Source organism: Streptomyces fumanus (assembly GCF_014655295.1).
Taxonomy (GTDB): domain Bacteria; phylum Actinomycetota; class Actinomycetes; order Streptomycetales; family Streptomycetaceae; genus Streptomyces; species Streptomyces fumanus.
Map to the genome: position 1 here is coordinate 204,658 of NZ_BNBI01000011.1, position 16,362 is coordinate 221,019.

A 16,362-nucleotide genomic window follows, 5' to 3' on the forward strand; every position below is an offset into this window, starting at 1 on the left:
GGTCATGGCCGCCCCGTTGCCGCGCCGCACCGCCGACGACCCCGCGCGCCGCCTCACCCACGCCCTGGTCTGCGCGGCCGCCGAACCCGCCCTGTCCGGGGTCCTCCTCCTCGACCTGGAGCCCCGGCTCCTCGACCCGGTGACCCGGCTGTTCACCGCCCTCCTCACCGGCACCACGGACCGCCCGCCCGCGCCCCTGGTGCTGGGCGCCGCCGGCCGCGACGAGGACCTGTGGGCCCGCACCGAGCTGCGGCGCGAGGAGCACGGCCTCTCCTTCCGCACCGCACCCGGCCCCCTCGTCGCCGCCGCCGGCCAGCCCGGACCGCCGCCGCTCGTCGTCGTGCCCGACCTGCCCCGGCTGAGCGTCGCCGGGATGCGCGCCGCCGTCCAGTTGGTCGGTGCCGACGTCACCGTGGTGGAACGCACCGGAGTACGCCGGACGATCCGGCCCCGGGCCCGCTGGCTGGCCCTGTGCCGGTCGGCCGACGCGGGACGGCTCAGCCGGCATCTGCTGGACCGGTTCGCGGTACGGCTGCCGGTGCCCGGCCTCACCCTGCCGCCCGTGGAGCCGCTGCTCGCCGCCCTGCCGCCCGCCTGGCGGGCCGCCGCCGTCCGGGGCGTGCCGCCCGTCCCGGTCACCGACGAGGCCCTCACCCGCGTCCACGAACTGCTCGGCGGCGAGGCGGGCGTCCGCCGCCGACTGGCCCTCGCCCGCCTCGCCCGCACCCTCGCCGCCCTGGACGGCGCCCCGTCGGCGGACGCCGGGCACTGCGACGCGGCGGCCCGGGTCATCGGCCTGCCCGTGCCGGACGCCCCGCGCCCCGGACCCGTCCCCGCGCCGGACGGCGACCCCGGGCCGCCGGCCGGCGGCACGCCCCGCACGGTCCCGGCACGCCGGCCCGCCCGGGACGCACCGCCCCGCCCCGCCGGGGACCGGGCGCTGCTGGAGACCGGCCCCGCCGAAGGCATCGGCGGCGCCCCCGGCGGCAGCCCGGCCGGGTCCGGCACCCCGTTCCCGGAGGACGAGGCGTCCGGTCCTCCCGACGCCACGCCGCTGCGCAGCCCCGGCCGGCGCACCTCCGGGCCCGCCCTGGCCCGCGGCCCCGTCATCGGCACCCGGCGCGCCACCGACCTGCGCGACCTCGCGTACGTGCGTACCGTGCGGGAGGCCGCGGTGCACCAGCGGGTGCGCGGCACCGACCGGTTCACCGTCTCGCCGGCCGATCTGCACAGCAACATCCGGGCCGGCGCCCCCGAGCGCGTCCTGGTGCTGCTCCTGGACCACACCTGCCGGGGCGGCGACTGGGACTGGCAGGACGCCCTGACGCCCTTCCTGCAGTGGGCGTACACCAGCCGGGCCACCGTCCATGTCGTCGAGGTGGGCGCGGCGGACACGGCCGAGGAACTGCGCGCCCAGAGCTTCGCCGCGCGCAGCGTCCTGGACCCCCAGGTGCTGGCCGCGCTGTACCGCCGGGCGGGCCGCGCGACGCCGCTGGCCCACGGGATCGAACTCGCGGCGCAGACGCTGCGGCGCACGTTCCGGCAGCACGGCACCGGACCCGCGGAGGCGTGGCTGGTCGTCGTCACCGACGGCCGCGGCAACATCCCCCTGCGGGCCAGCCACACCGGGCGGCTCACCGGCGAGGTGGCCGCCGCCGGCGTCGAGGACACGGTCGAGGCCGCCGCCCGGATCGGCGCGATGGACCGCACCCGGCTGCACGTCGCCGTCGTCGACCCGGCCCGGGAACCCTACGGCGACCTGCCGTTCGTCCTCGCCGACAGCCTCGGCGCGACGGTCGTCGAGGGCCGCACGGAACCGGGGGCACCGGTGGACGGCGAGCCGCGGTCCGGCCCGCCCCGCACCCCGGGGGGCGAGCGTGGCCACTGAGCCGCAGCGGGCGCCGAGGTGGCTGGGGGAGACCCGTACCGCCGTGCTCCGCAGAGGACTGCCCGGGCTGAAGGCGGCGGCACGCAGACCGGTCGTGCGGACCGGGCAGATGCGCCGCGTGCAGGAACCGCCCGCCGGACTCGGCGGCACCGAGACCCACCCCGGCGCCCGCCTGGAGGACGGCTTCGCGGTGCTCCGCGTCCTGCGCGGCGAGGGCCCCGGCGGAGCGCAGGGGTACCGGCTGCGCGGCTGGTGCGGCGACCTGACCCTGACCTGCGCGCCCGGCCCGACCCGCCTGGCCGCCCCCGGCATCAGCCTCGCCACCCTGCGCCGGGACGACGGCGAGTACCCCTCCGAGGTGCTGCACGGCATCCGCCTGTGGTCGTCCAACCAACCGGAACTCACCCACTGGCTCGACCGGATCCGTGCCCGGCACGGTGACGAACTGCGCCTCGTCGTCTGGGACGACACCGGCTTCGACCTGCCCTGGGAGCTGTTCTGGCTGCCCGAGGACCCGGCCCGCGGGCTGCCCGGCGGGCCGCTGGGCGCGCTGACCGTCGTCTCCCGCTGGACCACCGTCCGCGACCTGAGCCACGGCCTGCCCCGGGAGACCGGCGGCTGCCGCGGCCGCGTCCTCGGCTATCTGCACCGGGACATGGCCGACGACGGCCACGTCTTCGCCCCGTACGCGCACAAGCTGCACGGGCGGATGACCCCCTTCCTGCACGACCTCGACACCCACCCCGACACCACCGGCCTGGTCTACCTCGGCTGCCACGGCGGCTACGGCGACACCGTGCCGCGTCTCACCCTGGGCGACCGCACCTGGGCCGAGCTGAACGGCGAGGCCATGACCGTGCTGCTGCGCGACCGCTCGCTGGTCTGCCTCAACGCCTGCGACTCCGGGCGGTTCGTCACCAACCGGGCGCAGGGCGAGGAGGCGCTGCGCGGCTTCGCGGAGCTGTTCCTGCGCAAGGGCGCCGGCGGCTGTCTCGTCACCGCCGGGAAGGTCGGCGACGAGGAAGCCAGGACGCTCGTACGCGAGCTGGTGCGCGAGGTCGCCGCCCACCCGCACCGGTCGGTGCCCCAGACGCTGCGGGCCTTCCGCGCCCGGGCCCTCGCCGAGTTCGGGTCCCCGGCCCGGCTGCCCAGCCTCCTCGACGACACCGGACGGATCGACGGCACCGGCCAGAAACGGGTCCTGCGGCTGCTGTACGCCTTCATGTTCCACTACTACGGGCACCCCCGGACCACACTGGGGCTCATCTCGGCGGCGGGCGCGCGGCACACCGAAGCGGGGCCCGGACGGTGACCGGCAACGAGCGCCCGCTGCTGATCGAACCGGTCGTGGCCTGGCCCCGGCAGGCCGAGGCGGGCGCTGACTACCTCGTCACCGTCGACCTGCGCGGCCCCCTCCCGGCCCCGGACGGCACCCCGGCCGACTGGCCGTACCCGGAGGAGGAGTTCACCTTCACCGTCACCCTCGACGGTGCCCCCCTGTTCGCCTGCGCCGCCCTCGGCGAACCCAGCGTGGTCCTGCACCGCTTCGGCGGTACGTACGGACCCGCCCGCTTCCGGGTCTCCGCGGGCACCGACACCGGCCCGGCCTCGCTGTGGCTGACGGTCAGCAACCAGTGGGGGGTGCCCGTCCGCAAGGCCGAGCTGCGCTGCGAGATCCGGGCCGGCGACGGCACCCGGGAGGAGCGGACCCCGGCCCGCCCGGTCGAGGACGTGCCCCGGCCGCCCGTCCTGCGGCCCGGCCGCGCCGAGCCCGCGCCGCCCCGCCCGCGTCCCGGGACGGGGACGGTCACCATCAGCTTCGCCGGTCCCGACCGGGCGTGGGCCGCCTGGATCGGGGACCGGCTGAGAAGGCGCGGAGTGCGGGTGGACCGCCGGCGCTGGGACCCGCCCGCCGGGGTGCCGCTGGCCGGACTGCTCTCCGGCCTGCGGACGGCGGGACCGGTCCTGATGGTCCTCAGCGCCCCCTACTTCGAGGCGGGCGGACGCACCCGGGACGAATGGGAGCGGGCCCTGCGCGACATCGCCGCCGCGGACCCGTCGGGGTTCGCCGCCGTGTCCGTCACCTCGGTGCCCGTCCCGGCGGCCACCGCCGCCCTCCGCCCGGTGGACCTGACGGCACTCGGTGCCGAGGAGGCCGAACGACGGCTGCTGGCCCGGCTGGACCTGCCGGCCGACCCCCTTCCCGAGCGGGTGGACGACGTGCGGTACCCCGCGTCGAGGCCGGACGTCTGGGGCCTGGTACCGCGCCACAACCCCCGCTTCACCGGCCGGGAGGCGCTGCTCGCCGCGGCGCACCGCCTTCTGCGGGACGCCGGAAGGGTCACGCTGCACGGCATGTCCGGCGTCGGCAAGACCCAGATGGCCACCGAGTACGTGTACCGGTTCGGCCCGGAGTACGACGTGGTGTGGTGGGTGCACGCCGAGTCCCGGGCCACCTGCCGTCGCCGGCTGGCCGAACTGGCGCCGGCACTGGGACTGCGGACGGGCGAGGAGTACGGCATGCGGGTGCGGGCCGTGCGCGACGCCCTGCGCCGGGGCGAGCCGTACTCCCGGTGGCTGCTGGTCCTGGACGGCGCGGACGAGCCGGACCAGATCCACGATCTGCTGCCCGCCGGTCCCGGACACGTGCTCGTCACCTCCCGCAACCCGGACTGGGCGGAGCACGGCAGCGAGCTGCTGGAGGTGCCCGTCTACACCCGGGAGGAGTCGGTGGCCTTCGTCCGCCGCCGGGCGCCCCGGCTGAGCGGCCCCGAGGCGGACCAGTTGGCGGAGGCGCTGGGGGACCTGCCGCTGCTCCTCGACCAGACGGCCGGCTGGCTCGACGAGTCCGACCTGCCGGTGGGCGAGTACCTCGCCCTGCTGGAGGCCGGCACCGCCGACGACGTGCTGCGGGTGTCGGCGGACTTCCCGCTGGCCTACCGGACGGCCTGGACGATCCTCCTGGAGAGCCTGCGCGCGGCCGTCCCCGAGTCCGTCGACCTGCTGCGCCTGTGCACCTTCTTCGCCCCCGGCCACGTCCCCGTCCACCTGCTCAGGAAGCTGCCGCGCGAGGGCCTGCCGCCCTCCGTCGCCCGTCTGCTGACCGACCCCGCGCTGTGGGCGGCGGCGGTCGACCAGCTCCGCCGGTACTCCGTGGTCCGGGTCGAACCGCACGAGGCCGACCCCGCCCGCGAGGTCCTCTACCTCCACCGCGTGGTGCACGGCTTCGTCCGCGCCGAGCTGCCCGAGGACACCGCGCGTGAACTCGCCGACGTGGTCCGGCGGGCCCTGGCCGCCGCCGACCCCGGCAAGCCGTCCAGCCCGGCGCTGTGGCCCGCCTACGCCGAGATCGTCCCGCACCTCAAGCACGCCCAGGTCCTGGCGAGCGAGGACCCCGGCGTGCAGCGCCTGGTCCTCAACTGCCTGCGCTACCTGTACCTCTCGGGCGAGTACGCGGCCGGCGGCAAGCTCGGCGGCCGGGCCATGGACGCCTGGCGCGCCCTGCTCGGCGAGAGCCACCCGCGGATCTGGGAGCTGACGTACCACTACGCCAATCTGCTGCGGGCCGTGGGCGACTACGACCGCACGATGCGCATCGAGCGGGCCGCCGCCGACCACCTGCGCCGGCAGCGCGGCGAACGGGACCCGGCCTACCTGCGCGCCCTGGGCGGCCTCGCCGCGGACCTGCGCGGACTCGGCCGGTACGCGGAGGCACTGGAGATGTCCGAGCGGGTCCTCACGGCCTACCGCGAGCGGCTCGGCGAGGACGACACCGCCACCGTCAACGCCCGCAACAACGTGGCCGTCTCGCTGCGCCTGCTCGGCCGCTACGAGGACGCCTGCCGGCTCAACAGCGCCACACTGGCCGCACGCCGCGCCCTGCTGGGGGACCGGCACCCGTGGACGCTGAACTCGGAGCACGCCTACGCCCTCGACCTGCGGCTGCTGGGCCGGTACGGCGAGGCGACAGCGGTGCAGGAGCCGAGCCTGCGGGTGGTCCGGGAGACGCTGGGCCCCGACACCGTCCAGGCGCTGCGGGCCCAGCACAACCTGGCGATGTGCCGGTACGCGGCGCGCGACCTGGACGACGCGGGCCGGTACTTCGCCGACGCGCTGGAGCGGGCCGTCCACATCCTGGGCGACCGCGATCCGCTGACCCTGATCCTCGCCGTCGGCCAGAGCTGCTTCGCCCGGGAACACGGCGACGCCGAGCGGGCCCGCGCCCTCAGCGCGGCCGTCGTCGCCGCCTATGAGGAGACCCTGTCCCCGGACCACCCGTACGCGGTGGGCGCCCGCGCCAACCACGCGCTGGCGCTGCACCGGGCCGGCGACCCGCGGGGCGCCCTGGAGCTGGCCCGGGCGGCCCGGGCGGGCATGGCCGCGAGGCTGGGCCCCGGCCATCCCTGGACGCTGGGCTGCGCGCTGAACGAGGCGGCGCTGCGCGCGGTCGCCGGGGACACCGAGCGCGCCGCCGCGCTGAGCCGGGACACCGCCGACCGGGCCGCCCGGGTGCTCGGCCCCGCGCACCCCTTCACCGGGTCGGCCCTGCGCGGGCTGGCGGCCGATCTGCGCGCCCTGGGGCGGGCGGACGAGGCCGACCGGGCCCGGGAACGGGCGCTGGACGAGGCGGGGCACGGCGGGCCCGCCCGCCGCTACTGGGACTTCGAGCCGCACCGCACCTGACACGGAAGGGCCCGGCCCCGGGGAAACCCCCCGGGGCCGGGCCCTTCGCCGTGTCACATCGGGTCAGCCGGTCACGCCTCGAAGACCTCGCGGACCAACTGCTCCTGCTCGGCCTGGTGCCGCTTCGCGGAGCCGACCGCCGGGGAGGAGCTGTGCGGGCGCGAGATGCGGCGCAGGCGCTCGCCGTGCGGGACGTCGGCGCCGACCGCCAGGTCCAGGTGGTCGATCAGGTTGAGCGCGATGAACGGCCAGGCACCCTGGTTGGCCGGCTCCTCCTGGGCCCACAGGTACTTCTCGGCGTTCGGGTACTTGGCGATCTCCGCCTGGAGCTCGGCACCCGGCAGCGGGTACAGGCGCTCGATGCGGATGATGGCGGTGTCCGTGACGCCGCGCTTCTTCCGCTCGGCGTCCAGGTCGTAGTAGACCTTGCCGGCGCAGAAGACGACCTTCTTGACGGCGGCCGCGTCGACCGAGTCGTCGCCGATGACCGGGCGGAACTGGCCGGTGGTGAACTCCTCCGCCTTCGACGCCGCCGCCTTCAGGCGGAGCATCGACTTCGGGGTGAAGACCACCAGCGGCTTGTGGTGCGGGTTGTGCACCTGCCACCGCAGCAGGTGGAAGTAGTTCGCCGGCGAGGTCGGCATGGCGACCGTCATGTTGTTCTGCGCGCAGAGCTGGAGGAACCGCTCCGGGCGGGCCGAGGAGTGGTCCGGGCCCTGGCCCTCGTAGCCGTGCGGGAGGAGCAGGACCACACCGGAGGTCTGGTTCCACTTCTGCTCGGCCGAGGAGATGAACTCGTCCACGACCGTCTGGGCGCCGTTGACGAAGTCGCCGAACTGCGCCTCCCACATCACCAGCGCGTCCGGGCGGGCCAGCGAGTAGCCGTACTCGAAGCCCATCGCGGCGTACTCGGACAGCAGCGAGTTGTAGACGTTGAGCCGGGCCTGGTCCTCGGAGAGGTACTGCAGCGGGGTGTACTCGTCGCCGGTGGTGCGGTCGATGATCACCGCGTGCCGCTGGCCGAAGGTGCCGCGCTGCGAGTCCTGGCCGGCCAGCCGCACCGGCACGTTCTCCAGCAGCAGCGAGCCGATGGCGAGGGTCTCGCCCATGCCCCAGTCGATGGTGCCGTCCTCGACCATCGCCGCCCGGCGCTGCAACTGCGGCAGCAGCCGCGGGTGGACGGTGATGTGGTCGGGGATGTTGACCTGGGACTCGGCGATCCGCTTGACGACCTCGCCGGTCACCGCGGTGTTCACGGCGACGGGGAACTCGGCCTGCGGGTCGGCGGGCGCCACGGCGGCCGGGCTCGAGGTGGCCTCGCGGACCTCGGTGAAGACCTTCTCCAACTGGCCCTGGTAGTCCTGCAGGGCCTGCTCGGCCTCCTCCAGGGTGATGTCGCCGCGACCGATGAGGGACTCGGTGTAGAGCTTGCGCACCGAGCGCTTCTTGTCGATCAGGTCGTACATCAGCGGCTGGGTGAAGGCCGGGTTGTCCGACTCGTTGTGACCGCGGCGGCGGTAGCAGATGAGGTCGATCACCACGTCCTTGTTGAACGCCTGGCGGAACTCGAAGGCGAGCCGCGCGACGCGGACCACGGCCTCCGGGTCGTCGCCGTTCACGTGGAAGATCGGGGCCTCGATCATGCGGGCCACGTCGGTGGCGTACATGGAGGAGCGCGAGGACTCCGGCGCCGCCGTGAAGCCGACCTGGTTGTTGATGACGATGTGGACCGTGCCGCCGGTGCGGTAGCCGCGCAACTGCGACATGTTCAGGGTCTCGGCCACCACGCCCTGGCCCGCGAAGGCCGCGTCGCCGTGGATCGCCACCGGCAGCACGGTGAAGTCCGTACCGCCCTTGTTGATGATGTCCTGCTTGGCGCGGGCGACGCCCTCCAGGACCGGGTCGACCGCCTCCAGGTGCGAGGGGTTGGCGACCAGCGAGACCTTGATCTGCTCGCCGTCCAGGCCGGTGAAGGTGCCCTCGGCGCCCAGGTGGTACTTCACGTCACCGGAGCCGTGCATGGACTTCGGGTCGAGGTTGCCCTCGAACTCGCGGAAGATCTGCGCGTACGACTTGCCGACGATGTTGGCCAGTACGTTCAGCCGGCCGCGGTGGGCCATGCCGATGACGACCTCGTCCAGGCGGGACTCGGCGGCCGAGTCCAGGACCGCGTCCAGCAGCGGGATGACGGACTCGCCGCCCTCCAGCGAGAACCGCTTCTGGCCGACGTACTTGGTCTGCAGGAAGGTTTCGAACGCCTCGGCCGCGTTCAGGCGGCGCAGGATGCGCAACTGCTCCTCGCGCTCCGGCTTGGAGTGCGAGCGCTCCACCCGGTCCTGGATCCACTTGCGCTGCTTGGGGTCCTGGATGTGCATGAACTCGATGCCGGTGGTGCGGCAGTACGAGTCGCGGAGCACGCCGAGGATGTCGCGGAGCTTCATCATCGACTTGCCGGCGAAGCCGCCGACGGCGAACTCGCGCTCCAGGTCCCACAGGGTGAGGCCGTGCTCGATGATGTCCAGGTCGGGGTGCTTGCGCTGGCGGTACTCCAGCGGGTCGGTGTCGGCCATGACGTGGCCGCGGACCCGGTAGGAGTGGATCAGCTCGAAGACCCGCGCGGCCTTGGTGACGTCGTCGTCGTGGGAGGCGTCGATGTCCTTGAGCCAGCGGACCGGCTCGTAGGGGATGCGCAGCGCCTCGAAGATCTCGTCGTAGAAGCCGTTCTCGCCGAGCAGCAGGTTGGCGACCTGGCGGAGGAACTCGCCGGACGCGGCGCCCTGGATGACGCGGTGGTCGTAGGTCGAGGTCAGCGTCATGACCTTGGAGATGCCCAGCTTGTTCAGGGTGTCCTGGGAGGTGCCCTGGAACTCGGCCGGGTAGTCCATGGAGCCGACGCCCATGATGACCGACTGGCCGGGCATCAGCCGGGGCACGGAGTGGACGGTGCCCAGGCCGCCGGGGTTGGTCAGGGAGACCGTGACGCCGGTGAAGTCGGCCATCGTCAGCTTGTTCTCGCGGGCGCGGCGGACGATGTCCTCGTACGCCTGCCAGAACTCGAAGAAGTTGAGCGTCTCGGCCTTCTTGATCGCCGCGACGACGAGCTGGCGGTCGCCGTTGGGCTTGACCAGGTCGATGGCGAGACCGAGGTTGACGTGGTCCGGCTTGACCAGGGTCGGCTTGCCGTCCTTGACCTGGAAGGACCAGTTCATCGACGGCATGGCCTTGATGGCCTGCACCATCGCGTACCCGATGAGGTGGGTGAAGGAGATCTTCCCGCCGCGGGCGCGCTTGAGGTGGTTGTTGATGACGATGCGGTTGTCGAACAGCAGCTTCACCGGGACGGCGCGCACGGACGTGGCCGTGGGCATCTCCAGCGAGGCGTCCATGTTCTTCGCGACCGCGGCGGCCGGGCCGCGCAGGGTGACCAGCTCGGGGCCCTCGGCGGACTCCTGGGCCGGCTCGGCCTTGGCCTTCGGCTGAGGCTGCTGCTGCGGCTTCGCGGCGGGGGCCGGCTGGGCGGCGGCGGGCTTCCCGGCCGGGGCGGCGGGAGCGGCCTGCGCGGCCGGCTGGGCGGCGGGCGCCGGGGCCTGGGCGGGCCCTGCCGGGGCGGCCGGGGCCGGGGCCTGGGCGGGCTCCTGGGCGGCCCGGGGAGCCGGGGCGGGCTGGGCCGTGCTGGTGGTCTGCGCGGCCCCCGCGGCCGCACTGCCCGACGCAGCCTGGGCGGCGGGCGCCCCCGGCTTGTAGTCGGCGAAGAAGTCCCACCAGGCTCGGTCCACCGAATTGGGGTCCTGGAGGTACTGCTGATAGATCTCGTCGACGAGCCACTCATTGGCACCGAAGGCCGCTGCGGGGTTCTTCCCCGCTTGGTCGGTGTCGGTCGAGATGCTCGAGTTACTGGGGGACTGTGGCGACACGGCGGCAACCGCCCTCTTCCGCTTCACAAGGTGATGGACAGCGGGAATAAAGGCTACGCCTCCCGGACCCGGAAGGTCAGGCCGGGCCCGTTCATCGTCGTGTAAGTCACATCACGGAGCGTGTTTCACCGCCGGAAAGGACGGGAAACAAGCGGGGTTCCGGGTCGTCCGGGAAGGGCGCGGCGGCCCGCGGCGCCCAGCGGCGCGGGCTCCTTCCGGGTCACACGTGTCCGCCAGCGCGGACTTCCCTGGACCTGGTGGCTCCGCTTCGCACTGTACGTCAACCGGCGGTGGACGGCTCTCCCGGAAGGGTGACGAGGATCCGGCAGCCGCGCTCCGATTCGGCCACCCCGATCCGGCCGCCGTGCAGATCCACCGCCCAGCGGGCGATCGCCAGGCCCAAGCCGGTGCCGCCGTCGCTGCCGGGGCCGTGCGGCCGGGTCACCGCGCCCCGGTTGAACCGCTCGAAGACCCGGTGCCACTCCGAGCGCGGGATGCCGGGCCCCTCGTCGATCACTTCCAGCTCCAGGGAGTCCGGCCCGTCCCCGCGCCGGGCCCGGACCGTCACCCGGCCGTGCGGGGGGCTGTGCTTGACCGCGTTGTCGATGAGGTTGGCGACCACCTGGTGGATGCGCTCGGGGTCGGCGTGCGCGGTCAGGTCGGTGGGGAAGACGTCCAGCGCCAGGTGGACGTCGGTGCGGGTGTGGCTGCCGGAGCCGGAGGCGATGCCCGCGCGGGCCGAGGCGACCATGTTGGCCTCCTTGAGCACCCCGGACAGGTACGGCCACACCTCGAAGCGCCGGGCGCGCAGCGGCACCACGCCGTTGTCCAGGCGGGACAGGTCCAGCAGGGTCTCCACCAGCCGGCCGAGCCGCTCGGTCTGCCCGAGGGCGGTCCGCATGGTCTCGGGGTCGGCCTCGGTGACGCCGTCGACGATGTTCTCCAGCACCGCGCGCAGGCCCGCGATGGGGGTGCGCAGCTCGTGCGAGACATTGGCCACCAGCTCCTTGCGCTGGCGGTCCTGGGCCTCCAGGTCGTCGGCCATCCGGTTGATGGTCTGGGCGAGGTCGCCCAGCTCGTCACGGCGGTTCTCGCTGACCCGGCGGGTGTAGTCGCCGTGCGAGATGGACCGGGCGACGGCGTTCATCTCGTCCAGCGGGGCGGTCAGCGAGTGGGCCACGAACTGGGTGATCAGCAGCGTGGCGATCATCGAGAAGACCGTGATGAACCGCAGCTCGGTCTCGGTGCGGGCGGCGATGATCAGCAGCCCGGTGGTGATGAGCACCGAGATGACGACCAGCGCGCCCAGCTTGGTCTTGATCGAGAACGGGCGTACGCCGCCCCAGGGCTGCCCGGGGCTCCTCCGCGCGGCCTCCCGTCCGGCGCTCATGGCGTCGGCGTCTCCAGCGCGTAGCCCACGCCGTGCACCGTGCGGATGCGCTCGGCGCCGATCTTCCGGCGCAGCGCCTTGATGTGGCTGTCGACGGTGCGGGTCCCGGAGGCGTCCGCCCAGTCCCACACCTCCGCCAGCAACTGCTCCCGGGAGAGCACCGCGCGCGGGGTGTTGGCCAGGCACACCAGCAGGTCGAACTCGGTGGGCGTGAGGTGGACGTCCTCGCTGCGCACCCGCACCCTGCGCTGTGCGTGGTCGATCTCCAGCTCGCCCAGGCGCAGGATGCCGCTGCGCGGGGTGGTGGCGGCCAGCGCGGCCCGCTCCACGCGGCGCAGCAGCACATGCACCCGCGCGGCCAGCTCGCGCATCGAGAACGGCTTGGTCATGTAGTCGTCGGCGCCGACGCCGAGCCCGACCAGCAGGTCCGTCTCGTCGTCGCGGGCGGTGAGCATCAGCACCGGCACCGGGCGCTGGGCCTGCACCCGGCGGCAGACCTCCAGGCCGTCGAAGCCGGGCAGCATGATGTCGAGGATCAGCAGGTCGGGCTGCCACGCCTCGGCCGTGTCCACGGCGGACGGACCGTCGCCCGCCGTTTGCACCAGGAATCCCTCGGCGCGCAGGCGGGTCGCGATGGCGTCCACGATCGTCTGGTCGTCCTCGACCACCAGCACCCGGCGCTGCGCGCCCGGGGCAGCCGTCGTCGTGCCGTTGTGGGAGGTGTGTGTCTGCTCCATCGCCCGCCCCTGAGGTGTGCTTTACGGAATCCGTGGGGTGATCCCATGACTGCGATTGACGCTTGAATGATCGGCGTCAGAGCAGCAGCGTACGGGGAGTCACCGGGCCATCGCTATCCAGGCCGGACGCCGAGGTGCACCACGTCCGGAACGCCCCGGGCAACGGGGATCTCTTCGGTACGCACCTGCTGGAACCCGGCATTACACAAGGTTTCTTCGAATTCGGGAGAGGGTCGCGCGGACCACACGGCGAGCACTCCGCCGGGTCTCAACACCCGTGCGCAGCCCGCCAGTCCGGTCGGCGCGTACAGGCCCTCGTTGCCCTCGGTGACGGTCCAGCCGGGGCCGTTGTCGATGTCGAGGCAGAGCGCGTCGAACGTGTCGGAAGTCTCATTGACGTAATCGACGAGATCCGCTTCCACGATCCGGGTGCGGGGGTCGGCCAGCGCCTCGCGGGTCAGTGCGGCCAGCGGTCCGGTGCGGTGCCAGTCGATGACGGCGGGCTCGCGCTCGATCACCGTGATCCGTCCCCAGCGCGAATTCGCGGCCGCACGGGCGAGGGAGAAGCCCACGCCCAGGCCGCCGATCAGGACGTGCGGGGCGGGGCGCACGGCGGGCGCCGGCAGCGCGGCGAGCGCGGCGTCCACGAGCCGGCGTTCGGAGCGGCCGTCGGAGGTGTCCATGAGGAAGCAGCCGTTGGCGATGATCTGCAGCAGGTCGCCGTGCCGGCGCAGTACGACCTCGCCGTAGGGGCCCTCGCGGCGGTCCAGGACTTCGGGGACTTCGTGGCCGACGGACATGCGGTCATCCTGACATCCGGCCGAGCGGTGGGTGGCGGAATTACCGGGGCGCGGTGGCCGCTGAGAGTACGCGTGGCGGTCGGCCTGGGGGGGGCGGGTGCGGGTGCGTGGGGTTTGGTTGCGCAGTTCCCCGCGCCCCTGAGGGTCGGGTGCGGGTGCGTGGGGGCTGGTCGCGCAGTTCCCCGCGCCCCTGGGTGGGTGTGCTCCCCGGCGGTCATGGGTGGGGTGCCCTTTCGGGGCGGGTGAGGCAGCGCAGTCAGGGGCGCGGGGAACTGCGCGACCAGCCACCCCGGGAGGGTGATCGCTCAGAGCGAACACGGGGCGGGGAACAATCACCGCTCCCCGAGCATTGAGTCGGCATAACTCAACTTGACTGCCGAAGGGGAGATCATGGCTGCTGAGTCCACGGCGTTCACACCGCTCACCCTGCCCGTGCTGCCGCTCGACGACGAGGTCGTGCTGCCCGGGATGGTGGTCCCCCTCGATCTGAGCGACTCCGAGGTACGGGCCGCGGTGGAAGCCGCCCAGGCCGCCGCCCGCAACGAACCCGGCAAGCCGAAGGTCCTGCTGGTGCCGCGCATCGACGGCTCCTACCCGGGCACCGGCGTGCTCGGCACCGTCGAGCAGGTCGGCCGGCTGGCCGACGGCGACCCGGGGGCCCTGATCCGCGGCCGGGGCCGGGTGAAGATCGGCGCCGGGACCACCGGGCCGGGCGCGGCCCTCTGGGTCGAGGGCACCCGGATCGACGAGAGCGTGCCCGACCCGCTGCCGGGTCACGTCACCGAACTGGTGAAGGAGTACAAGGCACTCGCCACCGCCTGGCTGAAGAAGCGCGGCGCCTGGCAGGTCGTGGACCGCGTGCAGGCCATCGACGACGTCTCCGCCCTCGCCGACAACTCCGGCTACTCGCCGTTCCTGACCACCGACCAGAAGGTCGAGCTGCTGGAGACCGCCGACCCGGTCGCCCGCCTGAAGCTCGCCACCCAGCAGTTGCGCGACCACCTCGCCGAGCAGGACGTCGCCGAGACCATCGCCAAGGACGTCCAGGAGGGCGTCGACAAGCAGCAGCGCGAGTTCCTGCTGCGCCGCCAGTTGGAGGCCGTCCGCAAGGAGCTGCGCGAGCTGAACGGCGAGCAGGAGGGCGAGGAGTCCGACGACTACCGCGCCCGGGTGGAGGCCGCCGACCTGCCCGAGAAGGTCCGCGAGGCCGCGCTCAAGGAGGTCGACAAGCTGGAGCGGGCCAGCGACCAGTCCCCCGAGGGCTCCTGGATCCGCACCTGGCTGGACACCGTCCTGGAACTGCCGTGGAACGAGCGGACCGAGGACCGGTACGACATCCAGGGCGCCAAGGCCGTCCTGGACGCCGAGCACGCGGGCCTGGAGGACGTGAAGGAGCGGATCACCGAGTACCTGGCCGTCCGCAAGCGCCGCGCCGAGCGCGGTCTGGGCGTGGTCGGCGGGCGCCGCGGCGGCGCGGTCCTCGCCCTGGTCGGCCCGCCCGGCGTGGGCAAGACCAGCCTCGGCGAGTCCGTCGCCCACGCCATGGGCCGCAAGTTCGTCCGCGTCGCCCTCGGCGGCGTGCGCGACGAGGCGGAGATCCGCGGCCACCGCCGTACGTACGTGGGCGCGCTGCCCGGCCGGATCGTGCGCGCGATCAAGGAGGCCGGCTCGATGAACCCGGTCGTCCTGCTGGACGAGATCGACAAGGTCGGCTCGGACTTCCGCGGCGACCCGGCGGCGGCCCTGCTGGAGGTGCTGGACCCGGCCCAGAACCACACCTTCCGCGACCACTACCTGGAGGTCGAGCTGGACCTCTCCGACGTGGTCTTCCTGGCCACCGCCAACGTCCTGGAGGCCATCCCGGAGGCCCTGCTCGACCGCATGGAGCTGGTCCGCCTGGACGGCTACACCGAGGACGAGAAGATCGTCATCGCCCGGGACCACCTGCTCCCGCGCCAACTGGAGCGGGCCGGCCTGGACAAGGACGAGGTGGTCCTGGAGGAGGGCGCGCTGCGCAAGCTGGCCGGGGAGTACACCCGCGAGGCCGGGGTGCGCACCTTGGAGCGGTCGATCGCCCGGCTGCTGCGCAAGGTGGCGGCCCAGCACGAACTGGGCGAGCGGGAGCTGCCGTTCACCGTGGGCGCCGAGCACCTGCGGGACCTGATCGGCCGGCCGCACCACGTGCCCGAGTCCGCCCAGGACCCGGCTCAGCGGCGCACCTCGGTGCCGGGTGTGGCCACCGGCCTGGCGGTCACCGGCGCGGGCGGCGACGTGCTGTACGTCGAGGCGTCGCTGGCCGACCCGGAGACGGGCGGGGCGGGGCTGACCCTGACCGGGCAGCTCGGCGACGTGATGAAGGAGTCCGCGCAGATCGCCCTGAGCTTCCTGCGCTCGCACGGCGCCGAACTGGAACTGCCGGTCGCCGATCTGAAGGACCGGGGCGTGCACATCCACTTCCCGGCGGGCGCGGTCCCCAAGGACGGCCCGAGCGCCGGCATCACCATGACCACGGCGCTGGCCTCGCTGCTGTCGGGCCGGCTGGTCCGCACCGACGTGGCGATGACCGGTGAGGTGTCGCTGACCGGCCGGGTGCTGCCGATCGGCGGGGTGAAGCAGAAGCTGCTCGCGGCGCACCGGACGGGCGTCACCACGGTGATCATCCCCAAGCGCAACGAGCCCGACCTGGACGACGTGCCCGCGGAGGTGCTGGACAAGCTCGACGTCCACACCGTCACCGACGTCCGCCAGGTCCTGGAACTGGCACTCGCGCCCGCGACCAGCGGGGTGGCGCCCAAGGAGGTTCCGGTCGCGGCGTGACGGACGCGGCCGGACGCAGGGGAGGGCCCGGGTCCCGTGAGGGAGGCCCGGGCTCTCGCCGTACGCGGGCGGGTCGGCCGTTGGTCCTTCGCCGTGCGCGGGCGGGTCGGCCGTTGGGTCCGTCGCCGTACGC

8 protein-coding genes are annotated in these 16,362 nt (G+C 73.8%); 4 read left to right on the forward strand and 4 right to left on the reverse strand.

The window, feature by feature from the left end:
- Window positions 1-4: 4 nt before the first annotated feature.
- From IE316_RS24920 to fxsT, 3 genes are all read left to right on the forward strand, one after another.
- Window positions 5-1,888, forward strand: coding sequence for a magnesium chelatase (locus tag IE316_RS24920; RefSeq protein WP_190206695.1), 1,884 nt, complete (start codon window positions 5-7; stop codon window positions 1,886-1,888).
- Complete coding sequence (locus tag IE316_RS24925) at window positions 1,878-3,200, forward strand: CHAT domain-containing protein (protein WP_229910549.1); 1,323 nt, start codon at window positions 1,878-1,880, stop codon at window positions 3,198-3,200. The genes IE316_RS24920 and IE316_RS24925 overlap by 11 nt, the downstream gene beginning before the upstream one ends.
- Before the next feature lie 437 nt (window positions 3,201-3,637).
- Window positions 3,638-6,571 carry an FxSxx-COOH system tetratricopeptide repeat protein gene (gene fxsT, locus IE316_RS24930; RefSeq protein ID WP_229910557.1) on the forward strand — a complete coding sequence of 978 codons (2,934 nt, stop codon included), beginning with the start codon at window positions 3,638-3,640 and terminating at the stop codon, window positions 6,569-6,571.
- 71 nt (window positions 6,572-6,642) lie between these two features.
- On the opposite strand, the gene IE316_RS24935 is transcribed toward fxsT, so the two are convergent.
- The 4 genes from IE316_RS24935 to IE316_RS24950 all read right to left on the reverse strand — a co-directional run bounded on the left by IE316_RS24935 (window position 6,643) and on the right by IE316_RS24950 (window position 13,412).
- Complete coding sequence (locus tag IE316_RS24935) at window positions 6,643-10,485, reverse strand: multifunctional oxoglutarate decarboxylase/oxoglutarate dehydrogenase thiamine pyrophosphate-binding subunit/dihydrolipoyllysine-residue succinyltransferase subunit (protein WP_190206696.1); 3,843 nt, start codon at window positions 10,483-10,485, stop codon at window positions 6,643-6,645.
- 280 nt (window positions 10,486-10,765) lie between these two features.
- Window positions 10,766-11,875 (reverse strand): HAMP domain-containing sensor histidine kinase, encoded by a 1,110-nt coding sequence (locus IE316_RS24940; protein ID WP_190206697.1) that lies wholly within the window; start codon window positions 11,873-11,875, stop codon window positions 10,766-10,768.
- A complete protein-coding gene (locus IE316_RS24945; protein WP_190206698.1) occupies window positions 11,872-12,612 on the reverse strand; it encodes a response regulator transcription factor in 741 nt (246 codons plus the stop codon). The genes IE316_RS24940 and IE316_RS24945 overlap by 4 nt, the downstream gene beginning before the upstream one ends.
- Before the next feature lie 113 nt (window positions 12,613-12,725).
- Complete coding sequence (locus tag IE316_RS24950; protein WP_190206699.1) at window positions 12,726-13,412, reverse strand: spermine/spermidine synthase domain-containing protein; 687 nt, start codon at window positions 13,410-13,412, stop codon at window positions 12,726-12,728.
- A gap of 390 nt (window positions 13,413-13,802) precedes the next feature.
- Between IE316_RS24950 and lon the strand changes: the two genes are divergently transcribed.
- Window positions 13,803-16,229, forward strand: a complete 2,427-nt coding sequence (gene lon, locus IE316_RS24955) for an endopeptidase La (RefSeq protein WP_190206700.1) — start codon at window positions 13,803-13,805, stop codon at window positions 16,227-16,229.
- Window positions 16,230-16,362 lie beyond the last annotated feature (133 nt).